This window comes from Amycolatopsis sp. YIM 10 (genome assembly GCF_009429145.1).
GTDB lineage: Bacteria > Actinomycetota > Actinomycetes > Mycobacteriales > Pseudonocardiaceae > Amycolatopsis.
On record NZ_CP045480.1, the window covers coordinates 3014808 to 3037330 of the forward strand.

The 22523-nt window shown below is 71.3% G+C and carries 20 protein-coding genes; 14 read left to right on the forward strand and 6 right to left on the reverse strand.

Annotation, left to right across the window (positions count from 1 at the left end):
- Position 1: 1 nt before the first annotated feature.
- Positions 2 to 1783: a thiamine pyrophosphate-requiring protein gene (locus tag YIM_RS14730; RefSeq protein ID WP_153030903.1), complete on the reverse strand. Its 1782-nt coding sequence runs from the start codon at positions 1781 to 1783 to the stop codon at positions 2 to 4.
- A gap of 99 nt (positions 1784 to 1882) precedes the next feature.
- Between YIM_RS14730 and YIM_RS14735 the strand changes: the two genes are divergently transcribed.
- Positions 1883 to 3070, forward strand: a complete 1188-nt coding sequence (locus YIM_RS14735; RefSeq protein ID WP_153030904.1) for a zinc-dependent alcohol dehydrogenase — start codon at positions 1883 to 1885, stop codon at positions 3068 to 3070.
- A 21-nt stretch (positions 3071 to 3091) separates the two neighbouring features.
- Here YIM_RS14735 and YIM_RS14740 read toward each other — a convergent pair whose 3' ends face one another.
- Together YIM_RS14740 and YIM_RS14745 are read right to left on the reverse strand one after the other, a co-directional pair.
- Entirely contained in the window at positions 3092 to 4201 is a 1110-nt protein-coding gene (locus YIM_RS14740) for an acetate/propionate family kinase (protein ID WP_194240153.1), read from the reverse strand.
- Complete coding sequence (locus YIM_RS14745; RefSeq protein ID WP_228004726.1) at positions 4201 to 6504, reverse strand: phosphoketolase family protein; 2304 nt, start codon at positions 6502 to 6504, stop codon at positions 4201 to 4203. The genes YIM_RS14740 and YIM_RS14745 overlap by 1 nt, the downstream gene beginning before the upstream one ends.
- Before the next feature lie 92 nt (positions 6505 to 6596).
- Between YIM_RS14745 and YIM_RS14750 the strand changes: the two genes are divergently transcribed.
- The 4 genes from YIM_RS14750 to YIM_RS14765 are packed head-to-tail and all read left to right on the forward strand — an operon-like array spanning position 6597 to position 9164.
- Positions 6597 to 7148, forward strand: a complete 552-nt coding sequence (locus tag YIM_RS14750) for a nucleotidyltransferase family protein (RefSeq protein ID WP_153030905.1) — start codon at positions 6597 to 6599, stop codon at positions 7146 to 7148.
- Positions 7149 to 7406: a BON domain-containing protein gene (locus YIM_RS14755; protein WP_153030906.1), complete on the forward strand. Its 258-nt coding sequence runs from the start codon at positions 7149 to 7151 to the stop codon at positions 7404 to 7406.
- Positions 7403 to 8140, forward strand: a complete 738-nt coding sequence (locus YIM_RS14760) for a metallophosphoesterase (RefSeq protein WP_194240154.1) — start codon at positions 7403 to 7405, stop codon at positions 8138 to 8140. Before YIM_RS14755 ends, YIM_RS14760 begins: the two co-directional genes overlap by 4 nt.
- Entirely contained in the window at positions 8133 to 9164 is a 1032-nt protein-coding gene (locus tag YIM_RS14765) for an aromatic acid exporter family protein (RefSeq protein WP_194240155.1), read from the forward strand. Before YIM_RS14760 ends, YIM_RS14765 begins: the two co-directional genes overlap by 8 nt.
- A gap of 13 nt (positions 9165 to 9177) precedes the next feature.
- Here the strand turns inward: YIM_RS14765 and YIM_RS14770 are convergent, their stop codons facing one another.
- Complete coding sequence (locus tag YIM_RS14770) at positions 9178 to 9579, reverse strand: nuclear transport factor 2 family protein (RefSeq protein ID WP_153030908.1); 402 nt, start codon at positions 9577 to 9579, stop codon at positions 9178 to 9180.
- Positions 9576 to 9764 carry a hypothetical protein gene (locus YIM_RS14775; RefSeq protein WP_153030909.1) on the reverse strand — a complete coding sequence of 63 codons (189 nt, stop codon included), beginning with the start codon at positions 9762 to 9764 and terminating at the stop codon, positions 9576 to 9578. The genes YIM_RS14770 and YIM_RS14775 overlap by 4 nt, the downstream gene beginning before the upstream one ends.
- Positions 9765 to 9912: 148 nt before the next feature.
- Between YIM_RS14775 and ctaD the strand changes: the two genes are divergently transcribed.
- Genes ctaD through YIM_RS14795 form a run of 4 tightly spaced genes read left to right on the forward strand, consistent with a single transcriptional unit; the run spans position 9913 to position 13944 of the window.
- Positions 9913 to 11592, forward strand: coding sequence for a cytochrome c oxidase subunit I (gene ctaD, locus YIM_RS14780; RefSeq protein ID WP_153036993.1), 1680 nt, complete (start codon positions 9913 to 9915; stop codon positions 11590 to 11592).
- 44 nt (positions 11593 to 11636) lie between these two features.
- Positions 11637 to 11969: a helix-turn-helix transcriptional regulator gene (locus YIM_RS14785; RefSeq protein WP_228004727.1), complete on the forward strand. Its 333-nt coding sequence runs from the start codon at positions 11637 to 11639 to the stop codon at positions 11967 to 11969.
- Positions 11970 to 11971: 2 nt separating this feature from the next.
- Entirely contained in the window at positions 11972 to 13279 is a 1308-nt protein-coding gene (locus YIM_RS14790) for an alpha/beta fold hydrolase (RefSeq protein WP_153030910.1), read from the forward strand.
- Between the two features lie 35 nt (positions 13280 to 13314).
- Entirely contained in the window at positions 13315 to 13944 is a 630-nt protein-coding gene (locus YIM_RS14795) for a UdgX family uracil-DNA binding protein (RefSeq protein ID WP_153030911.1), read from the forward strand.
- Here YIM_RS14795 and YIM_RS14800 read toward each other — a convergent pair.
- On the reverse strand, positions 13919 to 15247 hold the full coding sequence (locus YIM_RS14800) for a cytochrome P450 (RefSeq protein WP_153030912.1): 1329 nt from the start codon (positions 15245 to 15247) through the stop codon (positions 13919 to 13921). The genes YIM_RS14795 and YIM_RS14800 overlap by 26 nt on opposite strands.
- A gap of 143 nt (positions 15248 to 15390) precedes the next feature.
- Here YIM_RS14800 and YIM_RS14805 point away from each other — a divergent pair, with 143 nt between their 5' ends.
- The 5 genes from YIM_RS14805 to YIM_RS14825 are packed head-to-tail and all read left to right on the forward strand — an operon-like array spanning position 15391 to position 22493.
- On the forward strand, positions 15391 to 16698 hold the full coding sequence (locus YIM_RS14805; RefSeq protein WP_228004728.1) for an SWIM zinc finger family protein: 1308 nt from the start codon (positions 15391 to 15393) through the stop codon (positions 16696 to 16698).
- Complete coding sequence (locus YIM_RS14810) at positions 16695 to 18077, forward strand: DUF5691 domain-containing protein (protein ID WP_153030913.1); 1383 nt, start codon at positions 16695 to 16697, stop codon at positions 18075 to 18077. The genes YIM_RS14805 and YIM_RS14810 overlap by 4 nt, the downstream gene beginning before the upstream one ends.
- On the forward strand, positions 18074 to 19159 hold the full coding sequence (locus YIM_RS14815; RefSeq protein ID WP_153030914.1) for an AAA family ATPase: 1086 nt from the start codon (positions 18074 to 18076) through the stop codon (positions 19157 to 19159). Before YIM_RS14810 ends, YIM_RS14815 begins: the two co-directional genes overlap by 4 nt.
- Complete coding sequence (locus tag YIM_RS14820) at positions 19156 to 21339, forward strand: DUF5682 family protein (RefSeq protein ID WP_153030915.1); 2184 nt, start codon at positions 19156 to 19158, stop codon at positions 21337 to 21339. Before YIM_RS14815 ends, YIM_RS14820 begins: the two co-directional genes overlap by 4 nt.
- On the forward strand, positions 21336 to 22493 hold the full coding sequence (locus YIM_RS14825; RefSeq protein ID WP_153030916.1) for a VWA domain-containing protein: 1158 nt from the start codon (positions 21336 to 21338) through the stop codon (positions 22491 to 22493). Before YIM_RS14820 ends, YIM_RS14825 begins: the two co-directional genes overlap by 4 nt.
- Positions 22494 to 22523: the final 30 nt, after the last annotated feature.

The window sequence follows — 22523 nt, forward strand, 5'->3', positions numbered from 1 at the left end:
TCTAGGGAAGGAGTTCCTGCGCCTTGGTCTTCAATCCTTCCTTCGCCAGGTGCCAGGCGTTCGGGTCACCGCGGAGCACGGCCTGCGTGGTCGCCTTGATCTGGTCGAAGGTGGCGTGCGGCGGAATCGGGGGCACTTCGGGATCGCAGTGCACGTCCAGCACGGTCGGGCCGTCCGAGGCGAGCGCCTGCTCCCAGGCCGGGCCCAGCTGGTCCGGCGCGTCCACGGTGATGCCGCCGAGACCGATCCCGCGCGCGAAATCGGCGTAGGACACTTCGGGCAGGTTCTGCGACTCCTCGAACTTCGGCGCGCCACCCAGCGCCCGCAGCTCCCAGGTGACCTGGTTCAGGTCCCCGTTGTGCAGCACGCAGACCACCAGCCGCTGGTCCGTCCACAGTGTCCGGTAGCGGGCGATGGTCATCAGCTCGGCCAGCCCGTTCATCTGCATCGCGCCGTCCCCGGCGAGCGCGATCACCGGGCGGTCCGGATGGGCGAACTTGGCGCCGATCGCGTACGGCACCGCGCAGCCCATGGTGGCCAGCGTGCCGGAGAGCGACCCTCGCATGTCCCCGCGCATCCGGAGGTTCCGCGCGTACCAGTTGGCGGTGGACCCGGAGTCCGCGGTGACGATGGCGTTCTCCGGGACGCGTGCCGAGAGTTCGTGCACCACCCGCATCGGGTTGACCGGCTTCGCGTCGACCATCGCCTGCTTGCTGACGGTGTCCCACCAGTCCTCGACGTTCTTCGCGATCTTCGACCGCCAGTCCGCCGCGTCCTTGCGGGTGAGCAGCGGCAGCAGCGCTCGCAGCGTGCTCCGCGCGTCACCGAGCAGGTTGACCTCGGTGGGGTAGCGCAGGCCGAGGAATCGGCCGTCCAGGTCGATCTGCACCGCCCGCGCCTGGCCGAACTCCGGCAGGAACTGCGAGTACGGCAGGCTGGAGCCGACGATCAGCAGGGTGTCGCATCCTTGCATGAGTTCCCAGCTGGGCCGGGTGCCGAGCAGTCCGATCGAACCGGTGACAAAGGGCAGTTCGTCGGAGAGAACATCCTTGCCCAGCAACGCCTTCGCCACTCCGGCGCCGGTCAGTTCGGCGAACTCGGTGAGTTCGGCGACGGCGGAGCGGGCACCCTGGCCGGCCAGCACGGCCACCTTCTCGCCGGAGTTGAGCACCTCGGCCGCCGCCTCGAGCTGCTCGGACGGCGGCACCATGGTGGTGCGCGGCAGGTCCGGCGGGCTCGACGGCACGTGCTTGAACTCGTGCTGCGGTGGCGTGTACTCCTCGTCCTGCACGTCGGCCGGGATGATCAGCGCGGTCGGCGCGCGTTGCGTGAGCGCGGTCCGGATCGCCCGGTCCAGTGCGTTCGGCAGTTGCTCGGGGACATTGACCTCGACCAGGTATTCGCTGGCGACATCCTTGTACAGCGCCTGGAGGTCCACTTCCTGCTGGTAGCTGCCGCCCATCGCGCTGCGCGCGGTCTGGCCGACGATGGCGACCACCGGCACGTGGTCCAGTTTCGCGTCGTAGAGCCCGTTGAGCAGGTGGATGGCGCCGGGGCCGGAGGTCGCCAGGCAGATCCCGGCGTGCCCGCTGAACTTCGCGTAGCCCACCGCCTGGAACGCGGCCATCTCCTCATGCCGGGCCTGCACGAACCGCGGGTCGTTGTCCGCTCTGCCGAACGCGGCGACCAATCCGTTGATGCCGTCGCCGGGATAGGCGAACACCTGTCCCACCGACCACTGCCGCAACCTTTCCACCACGAAGTCAGCGACTGTCTCAGCCATACGACTTCGGGTACCGCGCGCCGACGGCGGCTAAACGGACGTTTGCGCACGGCGGCCACGGGCACCCGAGTGGCAACAAGACGTGGGATGGAGGACAGCATGAAAGCGGTCACCTGGCACGGTAAGCGCGACGTGCGGGTCGACACGGTCGACGATCCGAAGCTGCTCGAACCCACCGACGCGATCATCCGCGTCACCTCGAGCGGCATCTGCGGCTCGGATCTGCACCTGTACGAGGTGCTGGGCCCGTTCATGGGCGAAGGCGACATCCTGGGCCACGAGCCGATGGGCGTGGTCGAGGAGGTGGGGGCCGAAGCCGGCGCGCTGAAGCCGGGGGACCGGGTGGTGGTGCCGTTCAACATCTCCTGCGGGCACTGCTACATGTGCGAAACGGGCCTGCAGTCGCAGTGCGAGACCACCCAGGTCAAGGCGCAGGGCAAGGGCGCCGCGTTGTTCGGCTACACCAAGCTGTACGGCCAGGTCCCCGGTGGCCAGGCCGAGTACCTGCGCGTCCCGCAGGCCCAGTACGGCCCGATCAAGGTGCCCGACGGCCCGCCGGACGAGCAGTTCGTCTACCTGTCCGACGTGCTGCCGACCGCCTGGCAGGCGGTGGCGTACGCGGACGTGCCCGACGGCGGCAGCCTGGTGGTCTTCGGGCTCGGCCCGATCGGGCAGATGTGCTGCCGGGTCGCGCTGCACCGCGGCGCGGGCAAGGTGATCGGCGTGGACCTGGTCGACGAACGGCTGACCATGGCCGAGCGGCACGGGGTGACCACAGTGGATCTCCGCACCCAGCCGGAGGCCGGTGGGGTGATCCGCGACCTGACCGGCGGGCGCGGTGCCGACGCGGTGATCGACGCGGTCGGCATGGAGGCGCACGGCGCCCCGGCGGGCAAGCTCGCGCACCAGCTGGTCGGCCTGCTGCCCAAGCCGATCGCGGCGAAGGTGACCGAGAAGGCCGGGATCGACCGGCTCAGCGTGCTGTACGCGGCGATCGACGCGGTCCGCCGCGGCGGCACCGTCTCGCTGAGCGGGGTCTACGGCGGCATGCTGGACCCGCTGCCGATGATGGAGCTGTTCGACAAGCAGATCCAGTTGCGCATGGGGCAGGCCAACGTCAGGCGCTGGATCGACGACATCCTGCCGCTGGTCGGCGACGACGCCGATCCGCTGGGCGTGCGGGACCTGGCCACGCACCGGCTCCCGCTGGAAGACGCCCCGCAGGCGTACAAGATGTTCCAGGAGAAGACCAACGGGGCGATCAAGGTCCTGTTGCAACCCGCGTGATCAAGCTGCGGCGCGCGCCGTTCACGCCCGATTTGGCTGTGCGGCGCGCGCCGTTTCCATGGCCAGCTGGAGTTCCTCGCGGGACCGCACGGTCAGCACCGGAACACCGGCCCGGCTGATGACGGCGTCCTCGTCACGGGCGGTGTCCAGGCCGCCCTGGAAACCGAGCACACCCAGTCCGGCCGCGATGTCCTCGGCGAGTTCCGGCTGGTCCCAGCCGATGTCCCCGGTCAGCACCAGCCCGTCGATCCGGTCGAGGCTCGCGGCGGCGCCCGCCAGCTCACGGCGGGCCCGGTGGGCGAACACGTCCAGCGCCAGCTTGGCCCGGTCATCCCCGTCGCGTGCCGCGGCCACCAGGTCACGGGTATCCTCGGAAAGTCCGCCGGAGAGGCCGAGCAGGCCGGATTCCTGCTGTAGACCACGTTCCAGCTCGGCCACGGTCAGCTTTTCCTCCCGCAGCAACCACAACAGCAGTCCCGGGTCGATCGTGCCCGACCGCTTGGCCATCACCAGGCCCTCCAGCGGGGTGAAGCCCATCGACGTGTCGACACTGCGACCTTCCCGCACCGCGCACACCGACGAGCCACCGCTCAGGTGCGCGATCAGCAGGTTCAGCTCGTCGGCGGGCTTGCCCAGCAGGTCGGCCGCCCGGCGCAGGGCCCAGGCGAACGAAAGGCCGTGGAACCCGTACCGGCGCAGCCCCCACTCTTCGCGCCACTCGCGCGGCAGCGCGTACGTGCGTGCCGCCTCCGGAAGTCCATTGTGGAACGCGGTGTCCGGGCACAGCACGTGCGGGCGTTCGGGGATCGCGTCGCGCAGGAAGTCCAGCAGTGCCACCGTGTTCGGTACGTGCAGCGGCGCGAGCGAGGTCAGCTCGCGTATCTTCTCGCAGAGTTCGTTGTCGACGGCCACCGGTGCGGTGATCGCCTGGCCGCCGTGCACCAGCCGGTGGCCGACCGCGGTGATCGCGCCCGTCGGTGCCCGGTCGAGCAGTTCGCGCAGCTCCTTGCGTGCCTCGTCGGAATCGGCGGGGTGGCCGATCTCGGCGGCGTCGACCACGCGGTTGTCCGTGGTGTCGACCAGGTGGGCCCGCAGGCTCGACGAGCCGGGATTGACGGTCAGTACCAGCATCACGACCACCTCCACTGGGTGAATTCGGCAGGATCGTCGCCGTCGGTGTAGGCGCGGTGCAGCAGTTCGTCGCGCTCGCGGAGCAGGGCGTCGGCGAGGTCGCCGCCCCGCGAACCCCAGCCTTCGGCGTGCGAGAGCGCGGCGGCGGCCAGGTCGTACCGGCTCATCCGGTTGCGCACCAGCAGGTCGAACGGCGTGGTGGTGGTGCCTTCTTCGAGATAGCCGTGCACGTGGAAGCGGTTGGGCCGGGGGCGGCCGTGCAGCACCTGGTGCACCGCCGACGGATAACCGTGGAAGCCGAACACCACCGGCACGTTCTCGGCGAAGCAGGCGGTGAACTCGTCGTCGGTCATGCCGTGCGAATGGCGTTCCCGTGGCGCGAGCGTGAGCAGGTCGACCACGTTGACCACGCGCACCCGCAACTCCGGCGCCGAGCGGCGCAGCAGCCACGCGGCGGCCAGCACCTCGGTGGTCGGGGTGGTTCCGGCACAGGCCAGCACCACCTCGGGCGTGTCACCGCGTTCGGTGCCCGCCCAGTCCCACACCCCGGCGCCCGCCCGGCAGTGCGCGCGGGCTTCGTCCAGGTCCAGCCAGACCAGGGCGCTCTGCTTGCCGGCCACCACCACGTTGATCAGGTCGGTGGTGTCCAGGCAGCGCGCCATGGTGACCAGCAGCGTGTTGGCGTCCGGCGGCAGGTAGATCCGCGCCACCGAGGACTTCTTGTTCAGCATCGAGTTGAGGAAGCCGGGGCCCTGGTGGCTGTAGCCGTTGTGCTCCTGGCGCCAGCCGTCGCTGCTGAGCAGGTAGTTCAGGCTGGGCACCGGGGCACGCCAGCCCACCTCGCCGGACATCTTGAGGAACTTGGCGTACTGGTTCACCATTCCGTCCACAATGGAGGCGAAGGCCTCGTAGCTGGCCAGCAGGCCGTGCCGCCCGGTCAGCAGGTAGCCCTGCAACCAGCCCTGGCACAGGTGCTCGGACAGCACCTCCATCACCCGGCCACCGCGCCCGAGGTGCTCGGCGTACCCGGGCACCTCGCGGGCGAACGCGCGCGGGGTCACCTCCAGCACCGCGCCGAGCTTGTTGGACTCCAGCTCGTCCGGGCACATGACGCGGAAGTCGCGGCGGCTTTCGGTGGCGCGCATCAGTTCGGCCAGCCAGGCACCGAGCACCTCGGTCGCGCCGGCCGTGCTGCTGCCCGGTTCCTCGACCGGCTCGGCGAACCGCGCCAAGTCGGGCAACGGGAGCGGTTCGCGCAGGCGTCCACCATTGGCCTGGGGCACTCGGCCGAGCCGCAGGTCGCCCTCGGGTGGCAGGGCGAGCAGGTCGTCGGCCGGGCGTCCACGCTCGTCGAACAACTCCTCCGGCCGGTACGAGCGCAGCCATTCCTCCAGTAGCGCCAGTTCGCGCGGGTCGTCGGCGGCGCTGGTCAGCGGCACCTGGTGCGCGCGGAACGTTCCGGCGAGCGGTTTGCCGTCGGCGTCCTCGCCCGGTGCTCCCGCGCCCTTGTCGTTGCGCAGCACGATCATCGGCGGCCGTTCGTGCTCCAGCCGGGTGTAGGCCTGGTCGAGCGCTTCGGCGAGGGCCCGGTCCGGGTCGGCCGCGGTGGTCGTATCGACGATCAAGGGTGACCACCCGCAGCCACGGAAGTAGTCGGTCAGCTCCCCGTCCGACATCGTGCCGTACACCGTCGGCGAGGCGATCTTGTAGCCGTTGAGGTGCAGGATCGGCAGCACCGCGCCGTCCACCCCCGGCGTGCGGAACTTGACGCCCTGCCAGGAACCCGCGGTCGGCCCGGTCTCCGCCTCGCCGTCACCGACCACGCAGGCGACGAGCAGCCCCGGATCGTCCAGCGCCGCTCCGAACGCGGTCGCCAGTGCGTACCCCAGCTCGCCGCCCTCGTGGATCACACCGGGAACGTCGGGGGAGAGGTGGCTCGGGAAGCCGCCGGGCCAGGAGAACCGGCGCACCAGCTCGGCCAGCCCGCTTCCGTCGAGGCCGAGTCGCGGGTCGTGCTCCGCGTGCGTGCCCTCGAGCCAGAGGTTCGCGTGGATGGCCGGTGCGCCGTGGCCGGGTCCGGTGACCAGCAGGGTGCGCCTGCCGGTCTCCTGGACCAGCCGGTTCAGTCCACTGTAGACAAGGTTGAGGCCGGGGCAGGTGCCCCAGTGGCCCAGCTGACGCGGTTTCAGGTGCTCCGGGCGCAGGGGTTCACGCAGGAGCACGTTGTGCCGCAGGTAGATCATCGCGGCGGCGAGGTAGTCGCAGGCACGGCGGTACCGAGCCGGCGTGGTGGCGTCGGGCAACGGTTCGGCCTTCCGTCGGGTGCGTCAACCGGTTACCCGGAGCGGACCGGGGCAAACGTGTTGACCGGGCGCCGAACGGGTAACCGGCTGACGTGACCACGGCGGAGAAGGACCTGCTCGACACCCTCACCCGGGTGGCGAACGCGCTGACGCACCAAGGCATCCGGTTCGCGGTGGCCGGTGGTTTCGCGGTGTACGCACGGGGTGGGCCACCCTCGGAACACGACGTCGACGTACTGCTCAAGGAGTCCGACGCGGAGAAGGCCAGCCGGGTGCTCGTGGAGGCGGGCATGATCCCGGTCGACCCGCCGGAGGACTGGCTGACCAAGGTCTACGACGGCGACGTGCTGGTCGACCTGATCTTCCGGCCCAACCACCGCGAGGTCACCGACGAGACGCTCGACCGCGCCGAGCCGATGCGCATCGGCTCGACCATGGCCCCGGTGGTCACCGGGACCGACCTGATGACCGACAAGCTGCTCGTGCTCGGCCCGCACCGGTGCGATTTCACCGGCCTGCTGCAGATCGCCAGGGAACTGCGGGAACAGGTCGACTGGGCGCGGGTGGCCGAGGAGACCAGGGAGTCCCCGTACGCGCGCGCCTTTCTCGTGCTGCTGCGGGAACTGGACGTAGTGGAGACGTGAATGAGCACCGAAGAAGTACCGCAGTACTGGGCGGCCCGGTTGCGCCGGGCGATCGCCGAGGACGAGCGGACCACCGAACTGGGGGTGCGGGTGGACATCCGCGCCGACCACGTGCACCTGTCCGGCGAGGTCGCCTGCGAGGCGCGCCGCGCCGAACTGGAGCAGGTGGTCCACGAGCACGCCCCGAACCTGCGGGTGCACAACGATCTGCGGGTCTCGGCGGCGGGGGAACCGGCTACGAGGGAGGAACTGCGGTGATCCGGATCGCGGCCATCGGTGACGTGCACCTCGGCGAGGACGCGCGTGGACTGCTCCGCCCGGCGCTGGAGCACCTCGGTGAGCACGCCGACGTGCTGCTGCTGGCCGGGGACCTGACCCGGCACGGCACGGTGGACGAGGCCGGGGTGGTCGCCGACGAGTTCGCCGACCTCCCGGTGCCGGTGCTGGCCGTGCTGGGCAACCACGACTACCACGGCGGCGCCGAGCACGAGATCACCGAACTGCTGGGCAGGCACGGGATCACCGTGCTCGAAGGCGAGAACGCCACGCTGGAGATCGGCGGGGAAACCCTGGGCGTGGCGGGGATCAAGGGCTTCGGCGGCGGGTTCGCCGGCAAGTGCGCGAGCGCCTTCGGCGAGCCGGAGATGAAGAACTTCGTCCGCCACACGGTGGAACTGGCCGACCGGCTGCACACCTCGCTCGCGGAGCTGCGCACCGACGTGAAGGTGGCGCTGACGCACTACTCGCCGATCCCGGGCACGCTGCGCGGCGAGCCACCGGAGATCCACCCGTTCCTCGGTGCGTACCAGCTGGGTGAGGCGATCGACGCGAACGAAGTCGACCTGGCCGTGCACGGGCACGCGCACTACGGCTGCGAGCAGGGCCTGACCCCGGGCGGGGTGCGGGTGCGCAACGTGGCCCAGCCGATCATCCGGTCCGCGTACGCCGTCTACTGCGTGGAAGGTGCCGCCCAGCCGGTGCCGAGTGGCTGAGCACTGGCGCCGGACCGCGCTGCTCCAGGCGTTGAAGGCCGCCATCGCGGCGGTGCTCGCCTGGCTGGTCGCCGCCGAGTGGTGGGGGCTGCCGCAGCCGTTCCTCGCCCCGTACGCGGCGGTGTTCCTGGTCGAGGTCACCGTCTACCGTTCGCTGCGGTCGGCGTTGCAGCAGGTCGGGGCCGTGGTGCTCGGGGTGGTGCTGGCCGCGGTGGCCATCCAGGTGCTGCCGTGGCAGGCGGTGGCGCTGGGCCTGGTGGTGCTGGCCGGGCTGGTCCTCGGGCGCTGGCGCGGCTTCGGGCCGAGCGGTGTCTGGGTCGGCATCACGGCGTTGCTGCTGGTCAGCTACGGGGCGGCGGACGACTCGGTGCTGATGCTGGACCGGATCGGCGAGACCGTGCTCGGTGCGGCCATCGGGGTGGCGGTCAACGCGCTGGTCTTCCCGCCCGTCTACACGCGCAACACCGAGGTGGCCACCAAAGCGGTCGCCACGGAAATCGCCGACGTGCTGGGCAACATCGCCTCGACGCTCCGGGACCCGTCCGTTCCCGGCTCTTCACCGACGTGGATCGCCAGGGCGCGCCACACCGAGCAACTGCTCCGGCGCGCCGAGGAAGCCGCCGGCTGGGGGACCGAAAGCGTGCGGTTCAACCCGCGGTCGAGATCGGGCGGCCGGGTTGCGCACGCGGCTCCCTGGCACGACCTGATGGTGCTGCTGCGTGCCGCCTGGCCGCACGTCCGTGAACTCGCCGAGGCGCTCGACCACGCCGTGCGCAAGGACGACGCCTATCGCTACCCGAGCGAGGAAGTGCGCGAACGGCTCGCCGAACTGCTGGAAGCCACCGCCCGCCTGAGCCGCGCCAGAGCCGATGGTGCGGAACTCGCCCCGATCGTCGAGGAAGGCAGGGAAACCCTGAACGCCCTCGAACGCGACCTCGTTTCGGGTGAGGGGCTGAACCTGACAATCGGCCTGGCCGGGGTGTTGCTCCCGGCGAAGAAAGCCTTCGAGCAGTTCGCTGTCTAGGCCTCGTGCCGGGTCAGGGTGCGGCCGGCGGAAGGTCCATGATGCCGGTGGCCTGCGACCAGGTACAACGCCACGTGCCGCCGGTATTGGTGTAGACGTCGGTGTGCCAGGCATCGTGCCGCGGGATGTCCGCGCCGTCGACGGTGAGTTCGATAACGCACCGGTAGCGGAGGACGACGACGTCGGTGCCGACGATGGCGTCCACGTCGCCGGTCAGCCCCAGTTCCCGGTAGGCGACCCGCCCGGTGGTGAGGAGATCCAGGTATTCGGCCTTCGTCCACACGGTGCCGGTCGGGTTGCACAACCGGTACTCCGCGGCGTGCAAGCGGTCGTAGGTGTCGCGATCCACGTCGAGGAGACATCGGATCCGATCCCGCTCAGCCTTGATCACCTGGCCGGCCACATCGTCGGTCATACCCGCTCCTGCTCACTCGTTCGGTTCTGGCCGGCGACCCGGCGGTGTTCGCTCAACGGACGCCAGGTTGCCGGAAGATCACCGTGTTTGGCGAATCCGTCAGGATCGAAGACGAGTATCGTCGGGTGCTCTGGATCCCCGCCGGTGACGATCGGCGGGCCTTCGGTTTCGGGATTGGCCGTCATAGAGCGCGAGTACCCGCCGCGAGTGCGTGAACCGGCCCGGAACGGGTATCCGCGTCCGCGTGGAGGTGACTTCGTGGCCGCGTTGAAGGAAGTGCTCGGGCCGCGGCCGGTGGAGCACCGGCCGCGGTACGCCGGTGCCAAGGGCGGGATGCTGCTGAACCTGCTGCGCACCACCGACCACAAGCAGATCGGCATTCTCTATCTGAGCACCTCGTTCGGCTTCTTCATGGTCGGCGGGCTGATGGCGCTGCTGATGCGCGGCGAACTCGGTTATCCGGGACTGCAGTTCCTCTCGCAGGAGCAGTACAACCAGCTGTTCACCATGCACGGCACGATCATGCTGCTGCTCTACGCCACCCCCAACGTCTTCGGCTTCGCGAACTTCATCCTGCCGCTGCAGATCGGCTCGCCGGACGTGGCCTTCCCCCGGCTGAACGCGTTCGCCTACTGGCTCTACCTGTTCGGCGGCCTGATCGTGCTGTCCGCGTTCATCACCCCCGGCGGCGCCCCCGATTTCGGCTGGACCGCCTACACCCCGCTCTCCAGCGCCATCCACTCGCCGGGGATCGGCGGTGACCTGTGGATCTCCGGGCTGATCGTGTCCGGCCTCGGCACCATTCTCGGCGCGGTCAACATGACCACCACGGTGATCTGCCTGCGCGCGCCGGGCATGACCATGTGGCGGATGCCGATCTTCACCTGGAACATCCTGTTCACCTCGATCCTGGTGCTGGCCGCCTTCCCGATCCTGACCGCGGCGCTGTTCGCCCTGCTGGCGGACCGGCACCTCGGCGCGCACGCCTTCGACCCGGCCAACGGCGGCGCGATCCTGTGGCAGCACCTGTTCTGGTTCTTCGGCCATCCCGAGGTCTACATCGTCGCGTTGCCGTACTTCGGCATCATCACCGAGATCGTGCCGGTGTTCAGCCGGAAACCGCTGTTCGGCTACAAGCTGATGGTGTGGGCCACGGTCGGCATCACCGCGCTGTCGTTCGCGGTGTGGGCGCACCACATGTTCGCCACCGGCGCCGTGGTGCTGCCGTTCTTCGCCTTCCTGACCTTCCTGATCGCGGTACCGACCGGGATCAAGTTCTTCAACTGGATCGGCACCATGTGGCGCGGGCAGTTGAGCTTCGAGACGCCGATGCTGTGGGCGATCGGCTTCCTGGTCACCTTCCTGCTCGGCGGTCTGACCGGGGTGCTGCTCGCCGCGCCGCCGCTGAACTTCCACGTCACCGACTCGTACTTCGTGGTGGCGCACTTCCACTACGTGCTGTTCGGCACGATCGTGTTCGCCACCTTCGCCGGGATCTACTTCTGGTTCCCGAAGATCACCGGCCGCATGCTCGACGAACCGCTGGGCAAGCTGCACTTCTGGACCACGTTCATCGGCTTCCACACCACCTTCCTCGTCCAGCACTGGCTCGGTGACGAAGGCATGCCGCGCCGCTACGCCGACTACCTGGTCAGCGACGGATTCGTGGCGCTGAACATGATCTCCACGGTGGGCGCGTTCCTGCTGGGCCTGTCGGTGCTGCCGTTCCTGTGGAACGTGGTGCGCAGCTACCGCTACGGCGAACGCGTCGAGGTCGACGACCCGTGGGGCTTCGGGAACTCGCTGGAATGGGCCACCACCTGCCCGCCGCCGCGGCACAACTTCACCGAGCTGCCGCGCATCCGGTCCGAGCGCCCGGCGTTCGAGCTGCACTACCCGCACATGTCGGCACGCTGGCGGGACGAGACCCACGTTTCCCCGTTCCGCCGGAAGACCCAGCCGCCGACCCCGTCGGAGAAGCTCGCCGACGCCAGCAAATCGTCAGAGGGCTAGTACATCTACTTGCGTGTATATATGTCGCCGTGTATGTTCATGGCGTGGCCAACAACGTGCAACAACGACTGACGGCGATCTCGGAGCCGAACCGGTTCCGGATCGTCGAGTTGCTCCGGGACGGACCGCGGTCGGTGGGGGAGATCGTCGAGGCACTGGGCCTCGGCCAGCCACAGGTGTCCCGGCACCTGCGGCTGCTCGCCGACGCCGGCGTGGTCGAAGTGACCAAGAAGGCCCAGCAGCGGATCTACCGCCTGCACCCCGAAGCCATGCGTGAGCTGAGCGACTGGGCGGCGGGGTTCGCCGAACTGTGGTCGGCGCGGATGGACCGCCTCGGCGCCTTTCTCGATGACAACACGAACCAGCAGGGAGCCTGACCATGCCGGACGGCATCGCGATCGACCGGTCGCGCAACACCATTCACCTCAGCCGCGGTTACTCCGCCGGTCTCGACCGGGTCTGGTGGGCCTGGACCGACGCCGAGGCCATCAGCCGCTGGTGGGGGCCGGAAGGCTGGGCCGCGACCGTGCACGAGATGGACGTGCGGCCGGGCGGGCGCTGGCGGTTCCAGATCGCCCCGGAGGACGGCTCGGCCGGCCCGGTCCGCGTCCTCGCCACCTACGGAAACGTGGTCCCGCGCGCCGAACTGTCCTATGAGGACACCTTCGCCGACGAGGCGTGGCAGTCCGACGGTACCGGGACCTTCCCGACCACGGTCACCTTCACCGCGTCCGGCGCCGGTTGCACGGTCGAGGTGACGGCGACCTTTCCCGACGGTGCCGCGTTGCAGCGGGCCGTCGAACTCCAGATGGCCGAAGGCTACGCCGAAGCGCTCGACCGCCTCGGCAGCCTGCTCGAAACCCCTTCGAACGAAAGAGAAAAGACCATGTCCACCATCACTTCCGCCGACGGCACCACGATCGCCTACGAGACCACCGGTTCCGGCCCCGCGATCATCGTGGTCAGCAACGTCGCCGAGGACCGCTCCGGGGTCGCCGGGGTGGCCGGGGCGTTGTCCGCGCACTTCACCGTGCTCACCTTCGACCGCCGCGGCCGCGGCGCCAGCGGCGACCCGCAGCCCTACGACCCGGCCCGCGAGATCGAGGACATCGCCGCACTGGTCGAGGTGCTGGGCGGTTCCGCGGCCCTGGCCAGTGGATCCGGTGGTAGCGGCCTGACCCTCGATGCGGCCAGTGCCCTTGGCGACAAGGTGACCGGGCTCTACCTCTACGAGCCGCCGTTCATCGTCGACGGCTCGCGGCCGCCCGCGCCCGCCGACTACGTCGAGCACCTGGAAGCACTGGTCGCGGCCGGAAAGCGCAGCGAGGCCGTCGAGTACTTCATGACCCAGATGATCCGCGTCCCGGCCGAGTACATCCCGGCGATGAAGCAGGACCCGTCGTGGGACGAGATGGCCAAGTACGCCCACACCTACGCCTACGACGCCCGCATCCTGCGCGGGCTGCAGGACGGCAAGCCGCTGCCCGCCGACCGCTGGTCGATCGAGGCGCCGATCGCGGTGGCCGTCGGCGGCAACGGGGAGGACTTCATCCGCGAGGGTGCCCACGCGCTGGCCGGGATCCTGCCGGACGTCACCGTGCTGACCCTGGACGGCCACGACCACTCCGCGTTCTGGATGGCGCCGGAGCCGGTCGCCGAGCAGGCCCGCGCCTTCCTGCTCGGCTGAGGTTTCCCCGCTCGCCACCCGGGTAGTCCCGTCTCGTGGCGACCACGGCGAAAACCGCGGCCGAGTTCGTGCCCGCGACCAAGGACCTGGCCCGCCTCCGCGAGGCGGCGGCCGGGTGCCGCGGGTGTGACCTCTACCAGGACGCGACGCAGACGGTTTTCGGTGAGGGCACCAGGCAGGCGCGGACCATGATGATCGGCGAGCAGCCCGGTGACCAGGAGGACCGTCGCGGTGAACCGTTCGTGGGGCCCGCCGGGCGCCTGCTGGACCGCGCCATGGCGGAGAGCGGGATCGATCGCGACGGCGTGTACGTCACCAACGCCGTCAAGCACTTCAAGTTCCGCCGCGACGAGCGCGGCTCCCGCCGCATCCACAAGAAGCCCGGGCGCACCGAGATCGTCGCGTGCCGCCCGTGGCTCGATGCGGAACTCGATGCGGTGAACCCCGATCTGGTGATCCTGCTCGGGGCGACGGCGGCGCAGGCGGTGTTCGGGCCGGACTTCCGCATCACCGAACGCCGTGGCGAGGTACTCGAACTGCCCGGTGGCCACGACGCACGAGCCGTGGCCACCGTGCACCCCTCGTCGATCCTGCGGTCCCGCGAACGCGACGAGGCCTACGCGGCGTTCGTCGCCGACCTCAAGGCCGCTGTCGCGGTGCTGTGATGTCGAACCGCAGCCCGAAGTTGTCTAAAGTAGACGGTAGTCGGCCCGGCTCCAGCGTGGTGAGCGCGGTGAACTCGGCCCGCTCCAGCAACGCCGAGAGCAGGGTGCTGGTGACCAGCAGCACCAGGTTGCGGCCGGGGCATTCGGCGGGCCCGGCGCTGAACGGCACCAGCGCGGGGTGTTCCTGAGCCCGGCCGTCCAGCCAGATCTCCGGGGTGAACCGGTGCGCGAACGGCAGTTCCTCCTCGTCGCGGTGGAAGAACGGGGCGAAGATCAGCACGGTGCTCCCGGCCGGCAGCGTGCCACCCGGCCAGTCGGTGTCCTCTGTGGAGTCACGGAGGATCATCGGCGTGGTCGGCCACAAGCGCACCGATTCCAGTTCGCACGCACGCAGGTACGGCAGCAGCGGACCCTTGTCCTCCAATGCTTTCGCGCGCTCGGCCGGATGCGTGGCGAGCAGCGCCAGCGTGCGGTAGGAGGTGATCCCGGCGGCGTCGAAGGCGAACAGCCAGTGCGGGATCTGACCCAGCGGATCGGTTTCCGGCTGTGCCGGTGCCTGCGCGACCACGCCGGCCAGGCAGTCCTTCTCCGCGCGGGCGACGTGCGCGCGCAGCCGCTGCCCGAGTTCTTCCCGTGCGGCCCGGTTCTTCTTCATGCCGTAGGCGAGGTTCGCGCGCATTCGCAGGCCCGCGAGCAGATCCGTGGTGCGGTGGTCGTCGCGGGCCGCGTCGCCGAGCGTCACCCGGCGCACGATCCGCCACCACGCCACGTTGAAGGTGTGCCAGTCGAGCCTGCCTCCGACCTCCGCCAGCGCCAGCATCCGGCTCGCTTCTTCCCGCACCTTCTCGGCCAAGGCGGGCGCCAGGTGGTGCAGCGGCTCACCGGTTTCCAGCACGTTCTCGTTGAACTGGCGTCGTTGGCCGCGCTCGGGTTCCTGCGAGATCAGCACACCGTGGGGCTGGAAGTGCGACAGCGCCGCGCTCTTCTCCAGGTTGGCCGGGCTGAACGGGGACGGTGACCCGTCGAGCACGCGGCCCGCGTCCGCCGAGGAGAGCGGCAGGGCGAAGGTGCGCCCGCCCGCCTTGATCAGCAAGGGCCCGTCACCGTGGCGGTCGCGCAGGCGGCGCAGCACCCGGTCGGCGGTCTCGTCCACGCGGACCTTCTCCGCGAGCCTCATCACCGGTGGCAGCCGCTTGATCACGCCGTTGGCGATGGTCGGCAGCGCGACCCCGCTGAGCACGCGGAACGCGTCGGTCGCCGGCAGGGTGGTCAGACCGTGGTTTTCCGAGCTGGGGCGTGGCATCGTGTGGGCCTCCCTGGTGCGGTTACCGGTTGTGAACCGGCTACCCGCGCGGTGGCCGCCGAAACTGTCGGTGCTCGCTGGCATGATCCATCCGGGTCGAGGGGAGAGGCGGGCAAGTGGGGTTGGGAGGTGTGGTGTCCGGGGTGTCTCATGCGCGGTGGAGCACCGAGCGGGTGATCGGCCTCGCGCCGGACGCGGCTTCGGCGCGGGCCGGGCGGGCGCAGGCGGCGCCGGTGCGGTGGTCCGGCGCGGGCGCTTCGGAGGCGGCGGTCTGGGGGTACTGCCAGGGCAGTGGCAAGAAGCCGTACCAGACCTGCGTGGAACTGGCCGGTCCGGCGTTCCGCTGTTCGTGCCCCAGTCGCAAGTTCCCGTGCAAGCACGCACTGGGCCTGCTGCTGCGCTGGGCCGGCGGGGAGCTGCCGGAGGAGCCGGAGCCGGAGTTCGTCACGGCCTGGCTGGCCGAGCGGGCCGACCGCGCCGAGCGCACCGAACAGCGGCGGGAATCCACCGGTCCGCGTGATCCCGAGGCCGCGGCCAAACGCGCCGAGCGCCGGGCCGACCGGGTCAGCGCGGGTGCCACGGAACTGCGGGAATGGCTGCTCGACCAGATCCGCGCGGGTCTGGCCGGGCTGGAGCGCGGTGGCGCCGAGGAATTGCGGCGGGTGGCCGCGCGCATGGTCGACGCGCAGGCCCCCGGCCTGGCCGGTGGACTGCGCCGGGCGGCCGGGCTGGTCGGGCGCGGGCGGGACTGGCCGAGCCGCGTGCTGGCCGAACTGTCCCTGCTCTACCTGCTGGCCGAGGCCGGGGCGCGGCTCGACGAGCTGCCGCACGCGCTGGCCGAGACGGTCCGCACCCGGCTCGGGTTCAACACCGAGACCGCGCGCGTGCTGTCCTCCGGTGAGCGGGTCTCCGACACCTGGCTGGTCGGCGGGGTGATCGACGAGGAGCGCGAGCAGCTGGTCACCCGCCGGTCCTGGTTGTTCGGGCAGCGCAGCGGCCGGGTGGCGCTGGTGCTGGCGTTCGCGCCGCCGGGCCAGCCGCTCAGCTCGGTGCTGCCCGCCGGGCACGTGCTCCCGGCGGAACTGGCCTTCCACCCCGGCGCGCTGCCGTTGCGCGCGCTGGTGGCCGACCACGGTCCACCGGTGCCCGCCACCCGGCCCGACGGTGACACGATCGAAGCCGCGCTCGCCGCGCACGCGCGGGCGATGGCCGCCGACCCGTGGCTGGACCGCTGGCCGGTGCTGCTGTCCGGACTGCGCCCGGCGCGGCACGGCGGCGAACTGGTCTTGTCCGATGTGGACGGTCAGGTGCTGCCGCTGGTACCGGGGTTCGACCCGTGGCGGCTGCTCGCGGTGTCCGCGGGCGCGATGGTCACGCTGGCGGGGGAATGGGGTGCGGCCGGGCTGCGGCCGCTGCTGTGCTGGGACGGGGATCGGGCGGTGCGGTTGTGACGGCGTGGGCGGATCTGGTCGGCGTCGCGCTGCTGGGCACCCGGCGGCGCGCGCCGGATCTGGGCGCGCTGCCACCCGCGGTGCGTGAGCTGGCCGGTGAGCGCACCGATCCGGCCGACGCGCTGCTCACCGCGGGCGCCCTGCTCACCGCGTACCGGCGGGCGGGCCGGTTGCCGGAGAACTCGGCGGAACCGTTGCCGGTGGCCGAAACCGACCACCGGCCGTACCTGCCCGACGCGGCCAGGGAACGGCTGGCCCGCCTGCTCACCGCGAGCCGTCCCGAACTGCTCGCGGAATGGCTCGGCGTGGTGGCCGAGCGGGGATTGCGCGTGCCGCCGGAACGACTGCCCGCGCTCGCCGAGTCCGCCCGCGCGAAACCGGCGCTGCGCGGGCCGGTGGCGCTGGTCGCCGGTCCGGCCGGGCGGTGGCTGGCCGGGCTGAACCCGGAGTGGCGCTTCCTCACCGCCGCCGCTCCAGAGCCGGGTGCCGGGGCGGACGACTGGCGCTTCGGTTCCCCGGCGCAGCGGCGGTCCTGGCTGGCGGTCGCGCTGGTGGCCGATCCAGACGGCGCCCGCGCGGCGTTCACCGGCAGCTGGGAAAGCGAGCCCGCCGAGGTCAGGGCCACCGTGCTCGAACTGCTCGGCGAGCACCTGCGCGCCGAGGACGAGCCGTTCCTCGAAGCCGCGCTCGGCGACCGGGCGGCCTCGGTCCGGCAGCTGGCGTCGGCGCTGCTGGCCAGGGTGCCCGGCTCCGCGCTCGGCCGCCGGATGGCCGAGCGCCTGCGGCCGCTGATCCACGTGCGCGATGACGTGTTCGAGGTCGAGGTACCCGACGGCGACACCCGCTGGCTGCGTCAGGTGGTCGCGGCCACCCCGCCCGAGTTCTGGGCCGAGTTCGGCACGCCCGCCGAACTCGTGCGGATGACCGTCCACGGCGCGCCAGCGTCGGTGCTGCGCGAGGGCTGGACCGTGGTCGCCGTGCGGCACCGGGACGCGCGCTGGGCGAAGGCGCTGTTCGACGCCGACCCCGGCCGTGCCGACGCGGGCACGCTGATCCAGGTGCTTTCCCCACCCGAACGGGCGAAGGTGCTGGCGCGGCTGATCCGGCAGGCCCGCCCGGAGGCGGTGGCCCGGCTGGTGGTCGACCTGCCCGCGCCGTGGCCCCCAGAAGTGGGCACGGTACTGCTCGACTGGCTTGCCGGCCGCGAGGACACCAGGGCCGTCGCCCACGCCGCGGTCACCATCGCGCGAACGGTGCCACCGGAGTGCCTCGGGCACCCGCTGGCCACCACCGCGCCCGAACCCGGCTCGGCGCCCTGGCGGCGGGCGCTGGCCGAAACCCTGAACTTCCGTCGTGAGATGTACGAGGAGCTGGCATGACTTCCACTGTGCTGCGGCCGCACGCCGAGCAGGACCACGCCGACGAGCTGGCGGCGCTGGCCGCGGCCGACGATCGGCCGCGCCCGCCATCGTGGCGCCTTTCGCCGTGGGCGGTGGTGCGGTACCTGCTCGGCGGCACGCTGCCGGACGGCACCGAGATCACCCCGAAGTACGTGGGGCAGCGGCGGCTGATCGAGGTCGCGGTGGCCACCCTGGCCACCGATCGCGCGCTGCTGCTGCTCGGCGTGCCAGGCACGGCCAAGACCTGGGTCTCCGAGCACCTGGCGGCGGCCATCAGCGGCGACTCCACGCTGCTGGTGCAGGGCACCGCGGGCACCGCCGAGGAGGCCATCCGCTACGGCTGGAACTACGCACGGCTGATCGCCGAGGGCCCGAGCGAGAAGGCGCTGGTGGAGAGCCCGGTGCTGCGTGCCATGCGCGACGGCCGCATCGCCCGGCTCGAGGAGCTGACCCGCATCCCGGCCGACGTGCAGGACTCGCTGATCACCCTGCTCTCGGAGAAAACGCTGCCGGTGCCGGAGCTGAACACCGAGGTGCAGGCGCGGCCGGGGTTCAACCTGATCGCCACCGCGAACAACCGCGACAAGGGCGTCAACGAACTGTCCAGCGCGCTGCGCCGCCGGTTCAACACCGTGGTGCTGCCCCTGCCGGACACCGCCGAGGCCGAGGTGGAGATCGTCAGCAGGCGCGTGGCGCAGCTGGGCGCGTCGCTGGAACTGCCCGCCGACGTCGCCGACCTGGCCGAGATCCGGCGCGTGGTCACGGTGTTCCGCGAGCTGCGTGCCGGGCGAACCGAGGACGGGCGCACCGCGGTGAAGTCGCCGTCGGGCACGTTGTCCACCGCCGAGGCGATCAGTGTGCTCACCGGTGGCCTGGCGCTGGCCGCGCACTTCGGCGACGGGGTGCTCCGCGCGCACGACGTGGCCGCCGGCATTCTCGGCGCGGTGGTCAAGGATCCGGTCGCCGATCGCGCGATCTGGGTGGAGTACCTGGAAACCGTGGTCCGCGAGCGCGAGGGCTGGGACGACTTCTACCGCGCCGGGCAGGAGATCGCCGGGTGAGCGTGCATCTGCTCGGCATCCGGCACCACGGCCCCGGTTCGGCCAGGGCCGTGCGCACCGAGCTGGCCGAGCTGGCGCCGGACGTGGTGCTGATCGAGGGCCCGCCGGAGGCCGACGCGCTGGTGCCGCTGGTCCGCGACCTGCGGCCGCCGGTGGCGCTGCTGGCCTACGCGAGCGACGACGTCTCGCGTGCGGCGTTCTGGCCGTTCGCCCTGTTCAGCCCGGAGTGGCAGGCGCTGCGGTACGCCGTCGAGCACGAGGTGCCGGTCCACTTCTGCGACCTGCCCGCCGCGTTCCAGTTCTCCGAGCCGGAGGGCGCCGGCCGAGCCGGTCGTTCGGCGGACCCGCTCGCTCGGCTGGCCGCCGTGGCCGGCTACGACGACCCGGAACGCTGGTGGGACGACAAGATCGAGCACTGGCGTGACGGCACTTCGCCGTTCGAGGTGATCGCCGAGGCGATGACGGCCCTGCGCGAAGACGAGCCCGGCTCCGATGTTCATGAGCAGCGGCGCGAGGCGTACATGCGCACGGTGCTGCGGCGCACGATCAAGCAGGGCTACGAGCGCATCGCGGTCATCTGCGGCGCCTGGCACGTGCCCGCGCTGGCGAGCCCGCTGCCGCCGGCGAACCGCGACCAGGCCGTGCTCAAGGGCCTGCCGAAGCGGAAGGTTTCGTGCACCTGGGTGCCGTGGACGCACGGGCGGCTGGCCGGGGCCAGCGGTTACGGCGCCGGCGTGCGCTCACCCGGCTGGTACCACCACCTGTTCACCACCGACGAGAACGTCACCGCCCGATGGATGACCGATGCCGCCGGCGTGCTGCGCGAGCAGGACCTGCCGGTGTCCACCGCGCACGTGATCGAGGCGGTCCGGCTCGCCGACACGCTGGCCACCCTGCGCGACCGGTCCTCGGCCGGGCTGGCCGAGGTGTCGGAGTCCATCCAGGCGGTGCTCTGCGACGGTGACGAACTGCGCGGGAAGCTCGTCGTCGAGAAGCTGATGGTGGGGGAGCGGCTCGGCGCGGTGTCCGAGCAGGTGCCCCAGGCGCCGCTGGCCGCGGACCTGACGGCCACCGCCCGGCGGCTGCGGCTGAAGCGGGATCCGGTGGTCCGCGAGCTGGACCTCGACCTGCGCACCGACTCCGGGCTGGGCAAGTCGCGACTGCTGCACCGGCTGCGCATCCTCGGCATCCACTGGGGCGTCAGGGAAGTCTCGGCGATCCGGGGCAAGGGCACCTTCCGCGAGACCTGGGAACTCGCCTGGGAGCCCTCGTTCGAGGTGGACCTGATCGCCGCCTCGGTCTACGGCACCACGATCCCGGTCGCGGCCACCGAGGTGGTCCGGAAGGTGGTGGCCGGGCGGCCGCCGCTGCCGGAGATCACCACCGCGGTGGAGGACTGCCTGCTCGCCGACCTCACCGACGCGCTGCCCGAGGTGCTGGCCGCGCTGGACGAGCGCGCCGCCGCGGACGCCGACGTGGCGCACCTGATGGCCGCGCTGCCCGCGCTGGCCAGGGTCACCCGGTACGGCGACGTCCGCGGCACCGACGTCGGTGCGCTGCGAGTGGTCGCCGATCGCATGCTGGCGCGGGTGTGCGCCGGCCTGCCGCCCGCCGCACACGGTCTCGACGACGACGCGGCCGCGCGCCTCGGCGAACTGGTCGACGACGTGCACGAGGCGACCACCCTGCTCGACGACGGCGCGAAGGAGCGCTGGATCGACGCGCTCGCCGGCCTGATCGACGCCCCGGGCCTGCCCGCGCTGCTCGCCGGGAAGCTGGCGCGCATCCTGCTCGACGCCGATCGCCTGGACACCACCGACGTGGAGGTCCGGCTCGGGCGCGTGCTCACCGCGGGCATCGAGCCGGTCAAGGGCGCGGCCTACGTGGAGGGCTTCTTCGCCGGCGGCGCCCTGCTGCTGGTGCATGACGACAGGCTGCTGCGGGTGATCGACGCCTGGCTCGCCGCCATTCCCGGCGAGCAGTTCACCGAGGTGCTTCCCTTGTTGCGCCGCACTTTCGGCGCGTTCGCCGGGCCGGAGAAGCGGGCCATCGGGGAACGCGCGGCCGGGCTGGCCTCCGGCCGCGGCCTGCGGAAGGCCGTGGTGGCCGAGGAACTCGACGAAGAGCGGGCCGAGGCCGTGCTGCCGGTGCTCGCGACACTGCTGGGGGTGGGCCGATGACCGAGGAGCGGTTGCGGAAGTGGCGGCTGGTGCTCGGCGGCGAGGACGACGGCACCGGCGCCGGACTGTCCGATGAGGACAGTGGGGTGGACGGCGCGCTGGCCGCGTTGTACGACACGCCGCCGGACGAGGCACGCGGTGGCCGCCGCACCGGCGGGCTCGGCGGTTCGTCCCCGCGGGTGGCGCGCTGGCTCGGTGACATCCGGCGCTACTTCCCCGGCACGGTCGTCCAGGTGATGCAACGCGACGCCGTGGACAGGCTCGGCCTGACCAGGATGCTGCTCGAACCGGAGCTGCTCTCGGCCGTCGAGCCGGACATCCACCTCGTCGGCACCCTGCTCTCGTTGAACAGCGTGCTGCCGCAGGAGACCAAGGAGACAGCGCGCGGTGTCGTCCGCGAGGTGGTCGCCGAGCTGGAGGATCGGCTGGCCGAACCGACCAGGGCCGCCGTGCGCGGCGCGCTCGATCGTGCCGCCCGCACGCACAGGCCGCGCCTGTCCGACGTCGACTGGTCGCGCACCATCCGCGCGAACCTCCGGCACTACTCGCCCGAACTGGGCACGATCATCCCGGAGCGCCTGATCGGCTACGGCCGCCGCGCGCGGCAGGTGCGGCGCGAGGTGATCCTGTGCGTCGACCAGTCCGGTTCGATGGCCGAGTCGGTGGTCTACTCCGGCGTGTTCGGCGCGGTGCTCGCCTCGATGCATTCGCTGAGCACGCGGTTCGTCGCCTTCGACACCGAGATCGCCGATCTGACCGAGCACCTGGCCGACCCGGTGGACGTGTTGTTCGGCACCCAGCTCGGCGGCGGCACCGACATCAACCGCGCGCTGGCCTACTGCCAGAGCCTGATCACCAGCCCGGCGAACACGCTGCTGGTGCTGATCAGTGACCTGTACGAGGGAGGGGTCCGGGAGGAGTTGCTGCGCCGCGCGGCCGAGCTGACCGGGGCCGGGGTGCAGATGGTGGCACTGCTGGCGCTGTCGGATTCCGGCGCGCCCTCCTACGACCGGGAGAACGCCGCCGCACTGGCCGAACTGGGCGTGCCCGCCTTCGCCTGCACACCGGACATGTTCCCGGAACTGATGGCCGCGGCCATCCGGCGTGACGACCTGGGCCAGTGGGCGGGCCGCATGACCGGATCGGAGCGTTGAGCGGTCCCCAACCCCGGGCGCACCCGCTAA